This is a genomic window from Bordetella sp. FB-8 (assembly GCF_000382185.1).
Taxonomy (GTDB): Bacteria; Pseudomonadota; Gammaproteobacteria; order Burkholderiales; family Burkholderiaceae_B; genus Bordetella.
Map to the genome: position 1 here is coordinate 868,941 of NZ_KB907784.1, position 15,444 is coordinate 884,384.

General features: G+C 66.3%; 12 protein-coding genes and 1 pseudogene. 5 read left to right on the forward strand and 8 right to left on the reverse strand.

Annotated elements, in window-relative coordinates:
• Window positions 1-76: 76 nt before the first annotated feature.
• A complete protein-coding gene (gene cobF, locus H143_RS0104080) occupies window positions 77-844 on the reverse strand; it encodes a precorrin-6A synthase (deacetylating) (RefSeq protein WP_026349706.1) in 768 nt (255 codons plus the stop codon).
• A gap of 63 nt (window positions 845-907) precedes the next feature.
• Here cobF and cobU point away from each other — a divergent pair, with 63 nt between their 5' ends.
• Complete coding sequence (gene cobU, locus H143_RS0104085; RefSeq protein WP_019936954.1) at window positions 908-1,447, forward strand: bifunctional adenosylcobinamide kinase/adenosylcobinamide-phosphate guanylyltransferase; 540 nt, start codon at window positions 908-910, stop codon at window positions 1,445-1,447.
• A 15-nt stretch (window positions 1,448-1,462) separates the two neighbouring features.
• On the opposite strand, the gene cobM is transcribed toward cobU, so the two are convergent.
• The 3 genes from cobM to H143_RS0104100 are packed head-to-tail and all read right to left on the reverse strand — an operon-like array spanning window position 1,463 to window position 4,160.
• Window positions 1,463-2,191 (reverse strand): precorrin-4 C(11)-methyltransferase, encoded by a 729-nt coding sequence (gene cobM, locus H143_RS0104090; protein WP_026349707.1) that lies wholly within the window; start codon window positions 2,189-2,191, stop codon window positions 1,463-1,465.
• Window positions 2,188-2,943 carry a cobalt-precorrin-6A reductase gene (locus tag H143_RS0104095; RefSeq protein WP_019936956.1) on the reverse strand — a complete coding sequence of 252 codons (756 nt, stop codon included), beginning with the start codon at window positions 2,941-2,943 and terminating at the stop codon, window positions 2,188-2,190. The genes cobM and H143_RS0104095 overlap by 4 nt, the downstream gene beginning before the upstream one ends.
• On the reverse strand, window positions 2,940-4,160 hold the full coding sequence (locus H143_RS0104100; protein WP_019936957.1) for a bifunctional cobalt-precorrin-7 (C(5))-methyltransferase/cobalt-precorrin-6B (C(15))-methyltransferase: 1,221 nt from the start codon (window positions 4,158-4,160) through the stop codon (window positions 2,940-2,942). Before H143_RS0104100 ends, H143_RS0104095 begins: the two co-directional genes overlap by 4 nt.
• An 82-nt stretch (window positions 4,161-4,242) precedes the next feature.
• Between H143_RS0104100 and cobG the strand changes: the two are divergent.
• The 4 genes and pseudogenes from cobG to cobJ all read left to right on the forward strand — a co-directional run.
• Window positions 4,243-5,601: pseudogene (cobG, locus tag H143_RS22835) on the forward strand (precorrin-3B synthase); the annotation flags it as partial.
• The gene (locus tag H143_RS22840; protein ID WP_231378546.1) at window positions 5,575-6,201 is read left to right on the forward strand and encodes a precorrin-8X methylmutase; all 627 of its coding nucleotides are present in this window, start codon (window positions 5,575-5,577) and stop codon (window positions 6,199-6,201) included. The pseudogene cobG and the gene H143_RS22840, both read left to right, overlap by 27 nt.
• Window positions 6,198-6,932, forward strand: a complete 735-nt coding sequence (locus H143_RS0104110) for a precorrin-2 C(20)-methyltransferase (protein ID WP_019936959.1) — start codon at window positions 6,198-6,200, stop codon at window positions 6,930-6,932. Before H143_RS22840 ends, H143_RS0104110 begins: the two co-directional genes overlap by 4 nt.
• Window positions 6,920-8,635 carry a precorrin-3B C(17)-methyltransferase gene (cobJ, locus tag H143_RS0104115; RefSeq protein ID WP_019936960.1) on the forward strand — a complete coding sequence of 572 codons (1,716 nt, stop codon included), beginning with the start codon at window positions 6,920-6,922 and terminating at the stop codon, window positions 8,633-8,635. Before H143_RS0104110 ends, cobJ begins: the two co-directional genes overlap by 13 nt.
• Before the next feature lie 62 nt (window positions 8,636-8,697).
• Here cobJ and H143_RS0104120 read toward each other — a convergent pair whose 3' ends face one another.
• From H143_RS0104120 to cobN, 4 genes are all read right to left on the reverse strand, one after another.
• Window positions 8,698-9,756 (reverse strand): HoxN/HupN/NixA family nickel/cobalt transporter, encoded by a 1,059-nt coding sequence (locus tag H143_RS0104120; protein ID WP_019936961.1) that lies wholly within the window; start codon window positions 9,754-9,756, stop codon window positions 8,698-8,700.
• Window positions 9,757-9,889: 133 nt separating this feature from the next.
• Window positions 9,890-10,417 carry a VWA domain-containing protein gene (locus H143_RS0104125; protein WP_026349709.1) on the reverse strand — a complete coding sequence of 176 codons (528 nt, stop codon included), beginning with the start codon at window positions 10,415-10,417 and terminating at the stop codon, window positions 9,890-9,892.
• A 146-nt stretch (window positions 10,418-10,563) separates the two neighbouring features.
• Window positions 10,564-11,646: an ATP-binding protein gene (locus tag H143_RS0104130; RefSeq protein WP_051094352.1), complete on the reverse strand. Its 1,083-nt coding sequence runs from the start codon at window positions 11,644-11,646 to the stop codon at window positions 10,564-10,566.
• Window positions 11,643-15,440 carry a cobaltochelatase subunit CobN gene (gene cobN, locus H143_RS0104135; protein ID WP_019936964.1) on the reverse strand — a complete coding sequence of 1,266 codons (3,798 nt, stop codon included), beginning with the start codon at window positions 15,438-15,440 and terminating at the stop codon, window positions 11,643-11,645. Before cobN ends, H143_RS0104130 begins: the two co-directional genes overlap by 4 nt.
• Window positions 15,441-15,444 lie beyond the last annotated feature (4 nt).

The following is a 15,444-nucleotide window of genomic DNA, read 5'->3' on the forward strand; positions in this document are numbered from 1 at the left end:
GGGTGCGGCAGTCTGGCGCGCCGCAAAGACGGACGGACATCGCGCATGCCCCGGCGCCGGGAGGGGCGCTCAACGATCACTCTGCGGTTCTGCCGCCGCGCTTGAGCAGATAGGTGTCCATGATCCAGCCGTGGCGCTCGCGGGCCTGGGCGCGCAGGCGCTCGATATCGTCTTGCACCTCGCTCAGCCTGCCCGCCACGAGGATCTCGTCCGGCGTGCCGACGTAGGCGCCCCAGTAGATATCGACATCGCCCTGCACCTTGCGAAAGGCATTCTGCGCATCGAGCATCACGACAACGCTGTCGACCTTTTCCGGAAAACCATCGGCGATTCCCCGGCCATTGGTGATCTGAACGGACCGGCCTATCGAATTGAGCGCGATCCGGTGCTTGGCCGCGAGCGCCTGCACGCTGCTGATGCCTGGCACGACCTCGTATTCGAAGGCATGGCGGCCGGCCTGGGAAATGGCGCCGACGATCCGCATCGTGCTGTCATAGAGCGCCGGGTCGCCCCAGACGAGGAAGGCACCGCACTGCCCATCGGACAGTTCCTCTTCGATCAGGCGTTCGAAGATCCTCTGTTTCTCGCGGTTCAACGCCTCGACGGCGCCCGTGTAATCATCCGTATCGCGGCGGCGCTCCGGGCTCGCGCTCTCGACGATACGGTAGTGCCTGTCCTTGACGTACCGCTCGATGATGTCCTTGCGCAAGGCGACGAGCTGAGCCTTGGCGGCCCCCTTGTCCATCACGAAGAACACATCCGCTCGATTGAGCGCATTGATGGCCTGGACGGTCAGATATTCCGGATCGCCGGCGCCAATACCAACGATCAATAGCTTTTTCATCTGCGTGCTCCCGATGCATTGGAGATATGCCGGCAGTCTACCCTCGGCCGCTACAATCCATGCATGGGCAATACGAACCTGACCTTTGTCACGGGTGGCGCCCGTTCCGGCAAAAGCGCCTATGCGGAAAGACTGGCGGCCGCGAGCGGAATGGCCGTCACCTATATCGCGACGGCACGGCAGCATGATGATGTCGAATTTTCCGCGCGCATCGCCTTGCATCGCGCCAGGCGGCCCAGTCAGTGGGACCTGGTGGAGGAGTCCGTCGACCTGGCCACAGCGCTGCGACGCACGGCCGCGCCGCAGCGCTGCGTGCTGATCGATTGCCTGACGCTGTGGCTGGCCAATCTGCTGTTTCCGGTCGGGGAGGAAGTCGGGTCGCCCGACGCGTCCGCCCGGATCGAGGCGTTCCTGTCTGCCTGTGAAAAAGCGGCGGGCAAGATCATCGTCGTGAGCAACGAAATCGGGATGGGCATCGTGCCGCTGGGCGCCCAGACGCGACGCTATGTCGACGAGCTCGGCAGGTTGAACCAGCGCGTGGCCGCTCAGGCTGGCGTAGCCACGCTCATGGCCGCCGGGCTGCCGCTGCAGCTGAAGCCATAGCGTCGGAATACCCGCCTAAGGCGCCGGCGCGTACAGGAACGAATCGGCAAAGCCCTCGGCCGCCAGCACGCGGCCCACAATGACCAAGGCGGTGCGCTCGATGTCGGTCCGGGCGATCTTGACCGCGATGTCGGCCAGCGTACCCGTGATCCGTTCTTGATCGGGCCAGCTTGCGCGATACACGACGGCCACCGGGCAGTCGTCGCCATAGTGCGGGCGCAGTTCCTCCACAATGCGCGCCAGGTGCCTGACCCCCAGGTGAATCGCCATCGTCGCGCGATGGCTGGCCAATTCGGCCAGCGCCTCGCCTTGCGGCATGACCGTCCTCGTGGCGTAGCGGGTCAGAATCAGCGTCTGCGAGACGCCGGGCAGCGTCAGTTCGCAACCGAGCGCCGCGGCGCAAGCCGACGCGGCGGTAACGCCGGGTACGATCTCGTAGGGAATGCCCCGCGCACGCAGGCGGCGTATCTGCTCGCCGATCGCCCCGAACAATGAGGGATCGCCCGAATGCACGCGGGCGACATCCTGTCCTTGGGCATGGGCGTCGGCCAGCAACCGGACGATGGTGTCGAGGTCGAGGTCGGCGGTATTGACGATGCGCTCGGCCTGGTTGCCTGCCAGCACGGCGATGGGGACCAGCGACCCGGCATAGAGGATCACTGGACAACGGCGAATGAGGCGCTGCCCTTTCACGGTGATCAGCTCCGGATCGCCAGGTCCCGCACCGATGAAGAAAACCGTCATGTCCGGCCCCATCGCGGCGCATCAGCCGCGGCACGCAGCGCATCGATCGCATCGAGCACGGCGCAGACGGCCTCGAACGTTCTGTCCGCAACCGGCAAAGCCGGGCGCCGCGTCATGATGACGGGCAGGCCGCGTGCACGGGCGACATCCAGCTTCGCCTCGGTCGCCTGGCCGCCGCTGTTTTTGCTGACCAGCACGTCGAACCGTCCTTCTTCGAAAAAAACCTGCTCGGCTTCATACGTGAACGGCCCGCGCGCGCCGACCACGCGGGCCCGCCTATGGCCGGGATGATCGTCCAGGCAACGCACCGTCCAGAATTGGTGCGCGGCAATCTCGTCCAGATGGGCCAGAGGCTCGCGCCCCAGGGTAAACAGCGGCCGCGCGAAAGCCGACAGCGCGGCGCGGATTGCGGCCCAATCGTCGACAATGCGCCAATCGTCGCCCGGTTGCGGACTCCACGGCTGACGTCGCAGCGCCCACAGCGGCACGCCGGCACTCGCACCGGCAGTTGCCGCATTCGCGCTGATCTGCGCGGCATACGGGTGCGTCGCGTCGAAGACCAGCGCAATGCCTTGTGCCTGAACATACGCCGCCAAGCCCTTCGCGCCGCCAAAACCGCCCACGCGGACCTGGCAAGCGAGATCGCCCGGCACCTTGCCCAACCCGGCAAGGCTGTAGACGTCACGCGGCCCGAGGCGGCGAGCGATCTTCAGGGCGTCGCCCGTGCCTCCCAGGAGCAAGATGCGCATCATGCGGATTTGGTGACGTCGAGCAAAGTGATCGGGAGGGCCGGCCGCCACGTATCGAATCCGCCCAGCGCCTGGGCTTCGCTGAGCACGACGCGTGTGAGCCTGCCTCCGTGCCGGTCGCGCCACTGAGCCAATACCGCCTCGCCCTGCAAGGTCACGGCATTGGCGACCAGCCGGCCGCCTGCGCGCAGGCGGGACCAGCACGCCTCCAGCAACCCGGGCGTGGTTACGCCGCCGCCGACGAAAACCGCGTCGGGAGCCGGCAGGCAGGCCAGCGCATCGGGCGCGCGCCCCGGCACCAATTGCAGGTCCGGCACCCCCAGGGCATCGCGATTGTGGATGATGAAGGCCTGGCGGGCCGGTTCCGGCTCGATTGCAATGGCGCGGCAGGCCGGATGCGCGCGCATCCATTCGATGCCGATGGAGCCGCATCCCGCACCGACATCCCAGAGCAGTTCGCCGGGAATGGGCGCCAGCCGCGCCAGCGTCATCGCGCGCACGTCACGCTTGGTCAGTTGGCCGTCGTTCCGGAATGCCTCGTCGGGCAAACCCACGGTCAAGGGCTGGGACAGTTCCCGAGGAGCGCGGCACGTCAACGCCACGAGATTGAGCGCGGCGACGCCATCCTGGCGCCACGTCTGCGCCGACGCGTCGATCCGGCTTTCGCGCGCACCGCCCAGATTCTCGAAAACACTCATACGCGATGCGCCGAACCCGACCGCATTCAACAGGCTTGCGATCTCGCGCGGCGTGGCGCCGTCGCGGCTGAGCACAAGCAGCCTGGCACCGTCGCGCAGATAGGCATTTAAGGCGGCAAGCGGGCGTCCGACCAAGGACAGGCTTTGGACGTCCTGCAGGGACCAACCCATCCTCGCGGCGGCCAGCGATAGCGACGACGGCCCGGAAATCACGCGCAGTTCCGCGGCGGAAAACGCGCGCGCCAGCGTCGAGCCCACGCCGAACAGCATGGGATCGCCGCTGGCAAGAACGCACACCGGCGTACCGCGCCAGGCATGGATGGGCGCGATGTCGAAGGGTTTGGGCCAGGCTACGCGCCTGGCGCGCAGCCTGGCCGGCAACATCGCCAGATGCCGCGCGCCGCCGACCACGACTTCGGCGTCAAAGAGGGCTCGCCGCGCGCCACGACCCAATCCGGCAAAACCGTCTTCGCCTATCCCCACCACGGTCAGCCAAGGCAGGATCGCATCCTGGATCGTCATCTTTTACCCGCTTTTTAAAGCCTTTTTACGGCTTTTTGCGATAAGAAAAAAGGCATAATACCGCCTTGCCGATACCGTTCGTATCAGACCCTTGCTTGCCTTCCCTCGGCCATCCGCCTGCCCCGCCCTGTCGCGCATCGTTGCCGCGCACGATGGCGGGCTGTGCCGCGTCAAATTGCCGGGCGGCGTTCTGCAGGCGAGCCAGGCCCTGGCCATCGCCGAGGCGGTCAAGGCCCATGCAGCCGGCCTCGAACTGACCAACCGGGCCAACTTTCAGATACGCGGCATCAAGCCGGGACACGAAACGGCGATCACCGCGCAATTGCTGGCCGCCGGTCTGGGGCCGCGGGGGCAGCAGCCTTGCGCGCAGCAGGCCCTGGTGGCCGATGACGTGCGCAACCTGATGCTCAGCCCCAGCGCCGGCCGGGATGCCTACGCGCTGCACGATACGGAACCGCTTGCACTGGCGATGCTCGCGCTGCTGCAGAACGAACCCGAATTCGCGGCCCTTTCACCCAAGTTCTCCATTTTGCTCGATGGCGGCGAACGCCTGGCGGAACTCGAGCACCCGCACGATCTCTGGTTTGCGGCGATGGGGCCGCAAGACAGCGACGAGGCCTGGTTTGCGCTCGGACTGGCCGGCCAACCCGCGCGCATGCCCGGCAGCGCCCTGGCCGCGGTGCGCGCGCGCGATGTTCCCGCCCTGGCACATGCCCTGCTGCTGACGTTCATCGCACTGGCTGGCACGGACCAGAAACGCATGCGCGACCTGCTCGCCACACGGGATGCACAGACCGTCATCGGGCATGCCGCCGCGAAATCCGGCCTGGCGCTGCGCCAGGACGCCCGGGTCCTGTCATGGCGCCGTCCGGCGGCCGAGCCCGACCGCCGCTTCGGCGCGCATGCGCAGCGCCAGCCCGGGCTGTGGCATGTCGGCGGGCAACCGCCGCTGGGCCGCCTCGACACGGCGACGCTGCGCGATCTGGCGGGGCTGGCTCATGAGCACGCGCAAGGCGCATTGCGCGCCACGCCATGGCAAGGCCTACTTATTACCGATGTTCCCGAGGACTGCCTGGCGCATGTCGAGAGCGGATTGCGCCGCCTGGGCTTCATACTGGATGCGCGCGCGCCGCTAGGCAGATTGGTCGCCTGCGCCGGCTCGGCCGGATGCGCAAAGGGCCGGGCCGACACGAAAGCCGATGCGCTCAAGCTGGCGCAATGCCTGCCCGAAGCCATGCCCCCGACGCATCTGAGCGGATGCGAGCGATCGTGCGCCATGGCGAGCTGCGCCCCCCATACGCTGCTCGCGACGGCGCCAGGGCGCTACGATCTGTACCGGCGCATGCACGGCGGGACATCCCGCTTCGGTTCGTGCATCGGGAAACACCTGACTATTGAAGAGGCTGCCCACCACATGATCGACTACGTCCGCGACGGACAGGCCATCTATCGCCAGTCGTTCGAAACAATCCGCGCCGAAGCGGATCTGTCCCAAATCCCCGCGGACCTGGAAAAACTCGCAGTGCGCGTCATCCATGCCTGCGGCATGACCGATATCGCGCAAGCGCTGCGGTTTTCCCCAGGCGCCGGCGCGGCCGGCCGAGCGGCCCTGCTGCGCGGTTCGCCCATTCTTTGCGATGCGCGGATGGTGGCTGAAGGCATCACGCGCGCCCGGCTGCCGGCATCGAACGAAGTGATCTGCACGCTCTCCGATCCGTGCGTGCCGGATCTGGCACGCACGCTCGGCAACACGCGTTCGGCGGCCGCCCTGGAACTCTGGCGCCCCTGGCTGGAAGGCAGCGTCGTGGCAATAGGCAATGCGCCGACCGCGCTCTTTTACCTGCTGGACATGATCGCTCAAGGCGCGCCGCGCCCCGCGCTGATACTCGGCTTTCCCGTTGGCTTCGTCGGCGCGGCCGAATCGAAAGCCATGTTGGTCGAAACCAGCCATGGCGTACCTTTTGTGACCATAGAAGGCCGAAGGGGTGGCAGCGCAATGGTGGCCGCGGCCGTCAACGCGCTGGCATCGGATGCGGAATGACAAAAAACACCGGACGCCTCTACGGCATCGGCGTGGGCCCCGGCGACCCGGAGCTGCTCACCCTCAAAGCGCTGCGGCTGCTCAAGGCCTCGCCCGTGGTGGCCTACTTTGTCGCCAAGGGCAAGAAAGGCAACGCGTTCAGCATCATCGAACCGCATCTGTCCGACGCGCAGACCAGGCTTGCTCTGGTCTACCCGGTGACCACCGAGGCGCTGGAGCCGCCTCTTTCCTACGAAGCCGTCATCGCCGACTTTTACGACAGCGTATCGGCCCTGATCGGCGAACACCTGAAGGCCGGCAAGGACGTTGCGGTTGTCTGCGAGGGCGATCCCTTCTTCTACGGCTCGTACATGTATCTTCACGACCGGCTGGCCGGCACATTTGCGGTGGAAGTCATTCCGGGCGTGTGTTCGATGCTGGGCGGCACGGCAGTGCTGGGCACGCCGCTGGTCTACCGCAACCAGAGCCTGACCGTCCTTTCAGGCGTCATGCCTGCCGACGAACTCAAGCGCAAGCTGGCCGACACCGACGCCGCGGTGGTCATGAAGCTGGGGCGGCATTTCGAAAAAGTGCGCCGCGTGCTGGATGAACTGGGCCTGGCCGAACGTGCGCTGTACGTCGAGCGGGCCACCATGCCGAATCAGCGCATCGTCCCGCTTGCCGAGGTCGACCCCATGGCTTCGCCCTATTTTTCACTGCTCGTGGTGCCGGGGAAAAAATGGCAGGGCTAACCTCGCCGGCCCCCGCGATAATCATCCTGGGATCCGGCGCGCTTGCGACCGCGCGCCGGATTCAGGCCGCGCTCCCGGCATCGCGGGTGCACGGATTGAGGGCGCGCACCGAAGGCCAGGCGGACGTCGCCTTCGAACGGACCGGCCAACACCTGCAGGAACTGTACAAGTGCGGCACGCCTATCGTGGCCCTGTGCGCGGCGGGCATCGTGATCCGCTGCGTGGCGCCCATGCTGGCCGACAAGGGCCTGGAGCCTCCCATCGTGGCGGTTGCGCAAGACGCAAGCGCCGTCGTGCCCTTGCTTGGAGGCACGGCGGGCGTCAACGCGCTGGCCCGGCAAATCGCGCAGGCACTGGGTGTCGCGCCGGCCATCACGACCAGCGGCGAACTGCGCTTTGGCACCTGTCTGCTGGACCCGCCCGAAGGCTATGTGCTCGCGGACATCGAGCAGGGCAAGCATTTCGTGTCCGATCTACTGGCGGGCCAGCGCGTCCGCCTAGAAGGCCACGCGCCTTGGCTGGACGATGCCGATATCCCGCAAGCCGCATCGGCCAGACTCGCGATCCGCGTCACGCCGTTCGCATCGGATAGGCATCGCGACGAATTGCTCATCCATCCGCGCAGCGTCGTCGCCGGGCTTGGCGGCGCCGCCGGCGCCGAGCACGTGCTGGAAGCGCTCGCCGACCACGAGCTTTCCCCGCTGTCGCTTGCGCTTCTTCTGGCCCCTGCCGCGAACATGGGCGATCCGCGGATCGCACGGGTCGCCGACACGCTGGGGGTGCCGCTGCGCTTTGCCGACCATGAGGCGCAAGAACCGGCGCAATGGCTGCTTGCCGCACCAGACCTGGCTCACGATGTCCGCGTACATGAAAATGGCGTCGCGCTCGCGCTGGCACCGCATCCCGTCATCCCAGAGCGCATCGGCCGCGCCCGCGGTCGCCTGACCGTCGTCGGCTTGGGGCCGGGCAGCGCGGGGCTGATGGTGCCCGACGCCCGAAAGGCGCTGGACGAGGCCAGCGACATCCTCGGCTACGAAACCTATATCCGCATGGCCGGGCCTTTGCGCGCCGACCAGCGGCAGCATGCCAGCGACAACCGCGAGGAACTTCAGCGCGCCCGCCATGCCTTCGAACTGGCCAGCGAGGGCCGGCGCGTCGTCGTCGTCTCTTCCGGCGACCCGGGCATCTTCGCCATGGCTGCGGCGGTACTTGAGGCGCTCGATACAGACGGCCACGCGCGGTGGAGGCAGGTCGACCTGCGCATCGTGCCGGGAGTATCGGCGGCCATGGCCACCGCCGCGCAGGCGGGCGCGCCGCTCGGCCACGATTTCTGCATGCTGTCGCTGTCGGACAACCTCAAGCCGTGGCACATCATCCGCGAGCGCTTGCAGCACGCCGCGCAGGCTGATCTGGTGATGGCCTTCTACAACCCGATATCGCGCGCGCGGCCGTGGCAGCTCGACCATGCGCTGGACATCGTGCGCAACTGGCGGACACCGGCCACCCCCGTGGTGCTGGGCCGGGATATCGGCCGCCCGGGCGCCAAACTCACGACGACGACGCTGGGCGAGCTGCGTTCGGACCAGGTGGACATGCGCACCGTGGTGATCGTCGGCTCATCCACCACGCGCGGCGTGCAGGGCGGCCCGCAGGGCGAATGGATCTACACCCCGCGCTGGTACGCGGCGCCGGACCCCGGCTAGTGTCCTGTCCTATAAGCTCACGGCCAAAATCAAATTGATGGATTCGCACGCACGGCTAGGCCCTAACCGCCCGCGCCGGCTGCACCGAGCTTGTCGTAGCCCTTGGCGCGGTAGATCGCCCACGAGGCGATCCAGGACGCGGCAAACACCCCGATGATGACGAATCCAAGGTTGTTGAAATTGTCGTTGAGCGATCCGATCGCATCCCAAAACAGGCCCGTGAACGGGTACTTGTCGTGCACGATGCCCAGGATCTCGATGCCGCCAATGAGCACGGCGACCAGGACGGACACCAGCGTAATGGTGAGGTTGTAGTAGAGCTTGCGCACGGGATGAACGAACGCCCAGTCGTAGGCGCCGAGCATGAGGATGCCGTCGGTGGTGTCGATCAATGCCATGCCGGCCGCGAACAAGGCCGGGAACACCAATATCGCGCTCATCGACAGGCCGTGCGCCGCCTGCGTGGCGGACATGCCGAGCAGGCTGACCTCAGTCGCGGTATCGAAACCCAGGCCGAACAAAAAGCCCACCGGAAGCATCCAGGCCGGCGCCGAAACAAGGCGCAACAGCGGACGGAAGATGCGCGCCAGCACCCCACGATCGTTGAGCAGGATATCGAGGTCGTCGTCGCTGTAGGATTCGCCTCGGCGTACCTTGCCGAACGCGCGCCATACCCCGCGCAGGATGACGATGTTCATGCCTGCGACCAGGAACAGGAAGAGCGCCGAGACGCTCATGGAGATAAGGCCGCCGATCCCGCGCCAGGCCGCAAGCCTGCTCTCGAGCGCGATGGCCGTGACCGCGACCATCGCGGACACGATCAGCACCACGAGCGAATGGCCGAGCGCGAAGAAAAATCCCACCGTCACGGGACGCTGGCCCTCCTGCATGAGCTTGCGGGTAACGTTGTCGATCGCGGCGATATGATCCGCGTCGACCGCGTGCCGCAAGCCAAAGCCCCACGCCAGCAGGCCGGCACTCAAGAGCAGCGGCTGCCCGTGAAAGGCCATGAATGCCCATATCCAGGCGCCGATATTGAACGCGGCCAGCACCGCGTACATGCCACCGACCCGGCGGCGCAACACGCCCGGTGAGGGCCCGAGAGTCAGAATTACGGACATGGAAGATTCCTCAGGCCGGTGCCGCACCTACCAGATGCGGCGGTGCCATGGCTGCCTGGGTACCGATCAACGGCAGGCCGGCCGGCGAACAATCGTACAAGCCTGAATTGGCGAGCGTCAATTTCCAGGGCCTCTACTCAATGACGAACTCGTCCAACCGAAGATATACCGCAGACCATTCGTGGGCCAGTCGCCGGCAACCCTGACTGGCGGGGCGGCCCTGCCCGCAGTCGACCACGACGATCCGGTCCGCCGCGGATGGCATCGCTACCCGCTCGCGCGTATGGCCGTCGGTCAATACCCACAGGACCCGCTCCTGGGAGACGCGTCGCCGTCGGGCGAGCGCCAGTAGCCGCGCGGCGGCCGTCATGCCCAATGCCAGCGGGGTGCCGCCCCCGCCGCAGATGGGGTGTATCCAGCGTTCGCTCCACCACCTGGGTACGGCGGGACCGAACAAGACATTGGCATGCCCGCCGCCGAACCGGACCAATGCCACTTCGGCCCGCTCTCGGGCCAGCCGCTCGAAATATCCGAGGAGCACGCCCTTTGCCAGCGCCAAGCCGTTGCCTCGAAGCATCGAGGCCGAGCAGTCCAGCAGAAAGCAATGAAGAACGCCAGGCTTGAGACCGTCGCGGACGAATCGCAGATGGGTTCTATGCAACGGCCGATTTCCCTTGCTCGCCAGCGTGGAAACCCACGCGATGCGACGCCCCGCGGCGGCCAGGGATCCCCGCTTGCGCTGACGGCCTGCGCCGCCGGACCACCGGGAGCCGCTGTCCAGATCAGCGGCGGCGCTTTCCCGATGGCTCAGGGTTTTTTTGCCGGTAGCGCAACGACACCCTTGACGCGGGCGGTGCCTGTGCGTTCGGGAGGCAGATAACCCCAGCCGTCGTCATCGCGCGGCGCCGATTGCGGGGCGCCTGACTCGCTGCCTGGCGCCCCGCTCTGTTTATCGCGCTTGTTCTGTTGCTGAACCGGGTTGTCCTGGACGCCGTCGGACCGCTCGTCGGAAGACGCGTGCCGGCGATGTTTGAGCACTGCCTCGGCCACACTCTCGACATGAACCCGCGTGATGCGGTGCGCCGACTCCAGCGCGGCCAGCGCGCGCGCCGCGCGCAGCATCACCAGATCGGCACGCATTCCGTCGACCGCCGCGGCAATGCAAAGCCGGCTTACCGTTGCGTGCACATCATCCTCGAACGCAAGGCCTGCCATGGCCGACCGCGCAGCGAGAATACGCTGCCTCAGCGCCTGTTGCGCATGCGCATGCCGCTCGCGGAACACCACCGGATCGCGATCGAAATCAAGTCGCGCCTTGACGATTTGCTCGCGTACCCGCGGGTCAAAGCAGTTCTCGATCTCGACCATCAGCCCGAACCGATCGAGCAGCTGGGGCCGCAGCTCGCCCTCTTCGGGGTTCATCGTCCCGATCAGCACGAAGCGCGCGGCATGGTGGTGGGAAACCCCGTCCCGCTCCACGACGTTGACCCCGCTTGCCGCCACATCGAGTACGACATCGACCAGGGCATCCGCAAGCAGGTTCACTTCGTCCACATAAAGCACGCCTTCGTGCGCACGGGCCAGCAGCCCCGGCGAGAACTTGACGCCGCCGCCGCGCAGCGCCTCGTCGATATCCAGCGTGCCTATCAGCCGCTCTTCGCTGGCGCCCAGCGGCAGCGTGACGAAACTGCCGCTGGGCAGCAGCTCGGCCAGGGAGCGAGCCGCGGTCGACTTCGCCGTTCCCCGAGGCCCGCTGACCAGCAGTCCGCCGATCGAAGGGTCGACCGCCACCAGCAGCAACGCAAGGCGCAGCGCTTGCTGGCCTATCAGCGCGGACAGCGGGAACGGCAAGGGCAATGGGGTGGTTTTTTCTGCTGAAACACGGGTCAAGCCAATCTCCCTTCCAGTTCCTGTTCGGCATCGAGCAGATGCGCTTGGACCTGATCTCGATAGGTGCCGGGCTCTTGCCACAGCTTGCGGTCCATGGCTTGCAGCAGGCGTTCGCAGACGGAGCGCAACGCATCCGGATTATGCCGCCGCATAAATTCGCGCGTATCCGCGTCGTTCAGACAGGCATCCGTCACGAGCGCGTATTGATGATCGGAAACCACCCGCGCGGTCGCATCGTATCCGAACAGATAATCGATCGTCGCGGCGATCTCGGCCGCGCCCTTGTAGCCATGCCGCTTGACGCCATCGAGCCATTTCGGATTGACGACGCGCGAGCGGATCACCCGCGCGATCTCCTCGCTCAAAGGCCGGATGTGCGGTGCGTCGGGATTGCTGTGATCGGCGTGATAGACCTGGGGCTGCGTACCGGAAAAGTGACGCACAGCGGCGGTCATGCCTCCCTGGAACTGGTAATAGTCGTTCGAGTCGAGCAGATCGTGTTCCCGGTTGTCCTGGTTCTGCAGCACGACATCGATGCTGGCCAGGCGCGTCGCGAAGACGGCGTGCGCCTGTTCGCCGGAGCCGGCCTGCGTATAGGCATAACCGCCAAAAGCACGATAGGCCTGCGCCAGATCTTCGTCGGTCTGCCAGGCGCCGGAATCGATCATCTGCTGCAGACCGGCACCGTAGCTGCCCGGCCTGGAACTGAATACCCGCCAGCCCGCCCGCTTGCGCGCCTCTGCCTCCTGGACACCGCGCGCCATCCAGGCATCGCATTCGCGCAGCACGCGCGCCCGGATCGGATTGATGTCTTGCGGTTCGTCGTCAAGACCGGCTACAGCCTGCACCGCGGCATCGAACAAATGCATCACATTGGGAAATGCGTCGCGAAAAAAACCGGACACCCGCAATGTCACATCGATGCGGGGACGATCGAGAACGCCGGCAGGCAATATCTCGAAGTCGGTCACGCGATGGCTGCCCGGCGCCCACTTTGGCCGCACGCCCAGCAAGGCGAAGGCCTGGGCGATATCGTCTCCGCCCGTGCGCATCGTGGCGGTACCCCAGATCGACAGGCCGATCCCACGCGGATAATCGCCGTGTTCCTGCACGTGGCGCTCAATCAGCTGGCGTGCGGATTTGACGCCGAGCGACCAGGCGGTCTGAGTCGGAATCGCCCGGGTGTCCACCGAATAGAAATTGCGCCCTGTCGGCAGCACGTCGGGACGGCCGCGCGAAGGCGAGCCGCTGGGTCCGGGGGGCACGAAGCGGCCTTCCAGCCCGCGCATCAGGTGACGCAGCTCCTGGCTGCCGCAGGCATCAAGCCGGGGCTGGAGGTCCTCGCGGACGCGGGCCAGCACCTCCCGAGTGGCCGGCATGTCGCGGACGAGATCGGCGCCGTCGGACACGCCGATCTGTTCCAGAAAGCGGGTCGCCAGCAGTTCCAGCCGCTCGCGCGTGTCACCGCAATGGCGCCAGGGCGCGTCGCTGACCTGCGCAAGCAAAGCGGGACGCGCGCCGGTCCACGGCGTCGACCATTGCGCCGCCAGCGGATCGAACTGGTCGTCTAGGCGCAAGTCCCGAGCCAAGGCATCGATCAGCCCGGCATTGCGGCCCCGGCCGTCGTCAATGGGAAAACGGGCCAGCGCCAGCAGGGTATCGCGCCGTTCGCGTCCGACAGGCGAGCGGCCGAAGATATGCAGGCCATCCCGGATCTGCGCTTCCTTCAGTTCGCACAACCATGCATCCACACGCGTCAGGAGCCGGTCTTCTTCGTCTTTTTCCGTTGGCTTGACCAGACTCAATTCGTCGTGCAACCGGTGCTCGATGATGGCATCGAGGATCATTGCGCGCAGCAGTTTCGCACGGCGCGCATCGACCATCAGCGCCTCGTAGTATTCGTCGACCTGGCGCTCCAGGTCCTGCAGCGGCCCGTAGGATTCCGCCCGTGTCAGCGGCGGCATCAGATGATCGATGATGACTGCCTGCGCGCGGCGTTTGGCCTGACTGCCCTCTCCTGGGTCGTTGACAATGAACGGATACAGATGCGGCACCGGCCCGAGGGTCAGGTCGGGCCAGCAACTGCCGCTCAGCGCGATACTCTTGCCTGGCAGCCATTCGAGGCTGCCGTGCTTGCCCACGTGCACGACGGCGTCGACCAGAAATACCTGGCGAAGCCAGAAATAAAACGCCAGATAAGCGTGCGGCGGTACGAGATCGGCATCGTGATAGCTCGCGTAGTCGCCGTCCTCGCGGGACCGCGAAGGCTGAATGCCGACGAACACGCCTGCGCAGCGCCAGCCGGCGATCATGAAGCGCCCGTTGCGCACGGTCGGATCTTCGTGAGGCAGCCCCCAGCGCTCGTTCAGGGCATCGCGCAGCTCGGCCGGCAGTCCGGCGAATTCGGCCAGATAGTCGTCCAGCGCATAGCTTTGCAGCGCAGGGCGCAGCGCTCGCGACTCGGCATCGTTGGTCACGCCTGCGGTCAGGCGCGACATCAACGCCTGGCCGTCGGAGGGAATTTCGTCGACCCGATAGCCCTCGGCGCGCAGCCGCTTCAAAATCTCGATGACAGAAGCGGGCGTATCCAGTCCCACGCCATTGCCTATGCGCCCGTCGTTGGCCGGATAGTTGGCCAGCACCAGCGCCAGACGCTTTTCATCATTGCGCCGGCTGCGCAGCCGGCACCACCGCCGGCTCAGTTCGGCCACGAACGCCGTGCGCTCGATATCCGGCTGGTAGCGGACCACGTCCACTTCGGTTTTCTCGCAACGATAGGCCAGCCCCTTGAAGCTGATCGCGCGCGTAATGATGCGGCCGTCCACTTCGGGCAAGGCGACGTGCATCGCAATATCCCGCGAATTTAGGCCCTGGCTGTCCTTGACCCAGTCTTCCCGGTTGCCCCCGCTGAGAATCACCTGGAAAACCGGCGCGTCCAGACCGAAGGCGGGCGAGCGCCCCGGATCCTCGGGCGTCGAGGCCGCGAAGGACGTGGTGTTGAGCACCAGGGTGACCTCATGCGCATCGCATAGCCGCGCCACGAAGTCCCGGCTGGTCACGTCTTTGAGAGAGGTGATCGCGATCGGCAGCGGATTGAGGCCGCGCCGCTCCAGGGCGTCGATCAAGGCGTCAAAGACGGCCGTGTTGGCCGACTGCAGATGCGCGCGGTAGAACAGGATCGCGACAACCGGCGCACCGGGCTTCCAGCGTGCCTGCCAATCGGCGGCGACCGCCGTGTTGCTTAGCGGGTGATAGACCGCCGCGTTAGGCACGGCGACCGGCAATGCGGGTTCATCGCCCCACTCCAGCGCATGCCAGGCGATGGCGCGTAGAAAGGCCTCGGCGTTCGCTGGACCGCCCTCGCGCAAATAACGCCATAGCCGCGCGCAGAACGCCGGACTGGCCGTGCTGCGCGCGATCAAATGGGGATCTTCTTGCAGATCGCCCGAAAACATCGCCAGCATCTGCCCCTCGCGCTGGGCCAGATCGACCAATTGCTCGATCCCGTAAGGCCAATAGGCCTCGCCCCCGAGGTGATCGACCACCACGACGCGCGCATGCCGGAGTACGTCCTCCACATAGAAGTCGACCGACGCAGGCTGCCGTAAATACGTGACGTTCGCCAAACGCAAACTTGGAAAATCGTCCCCCAGTCTGTCCACCACACTCGCAAGCAGGGAGAGCGTGGTGTCGGCGGAACTGAGGACGACGATATCGGCCGGGCGCTGGTCGATGCGAACGACACCGGCCGTATCGTCGACGAAGCCCCCGGGAACGGTGCGCAACAGATGCATGCGT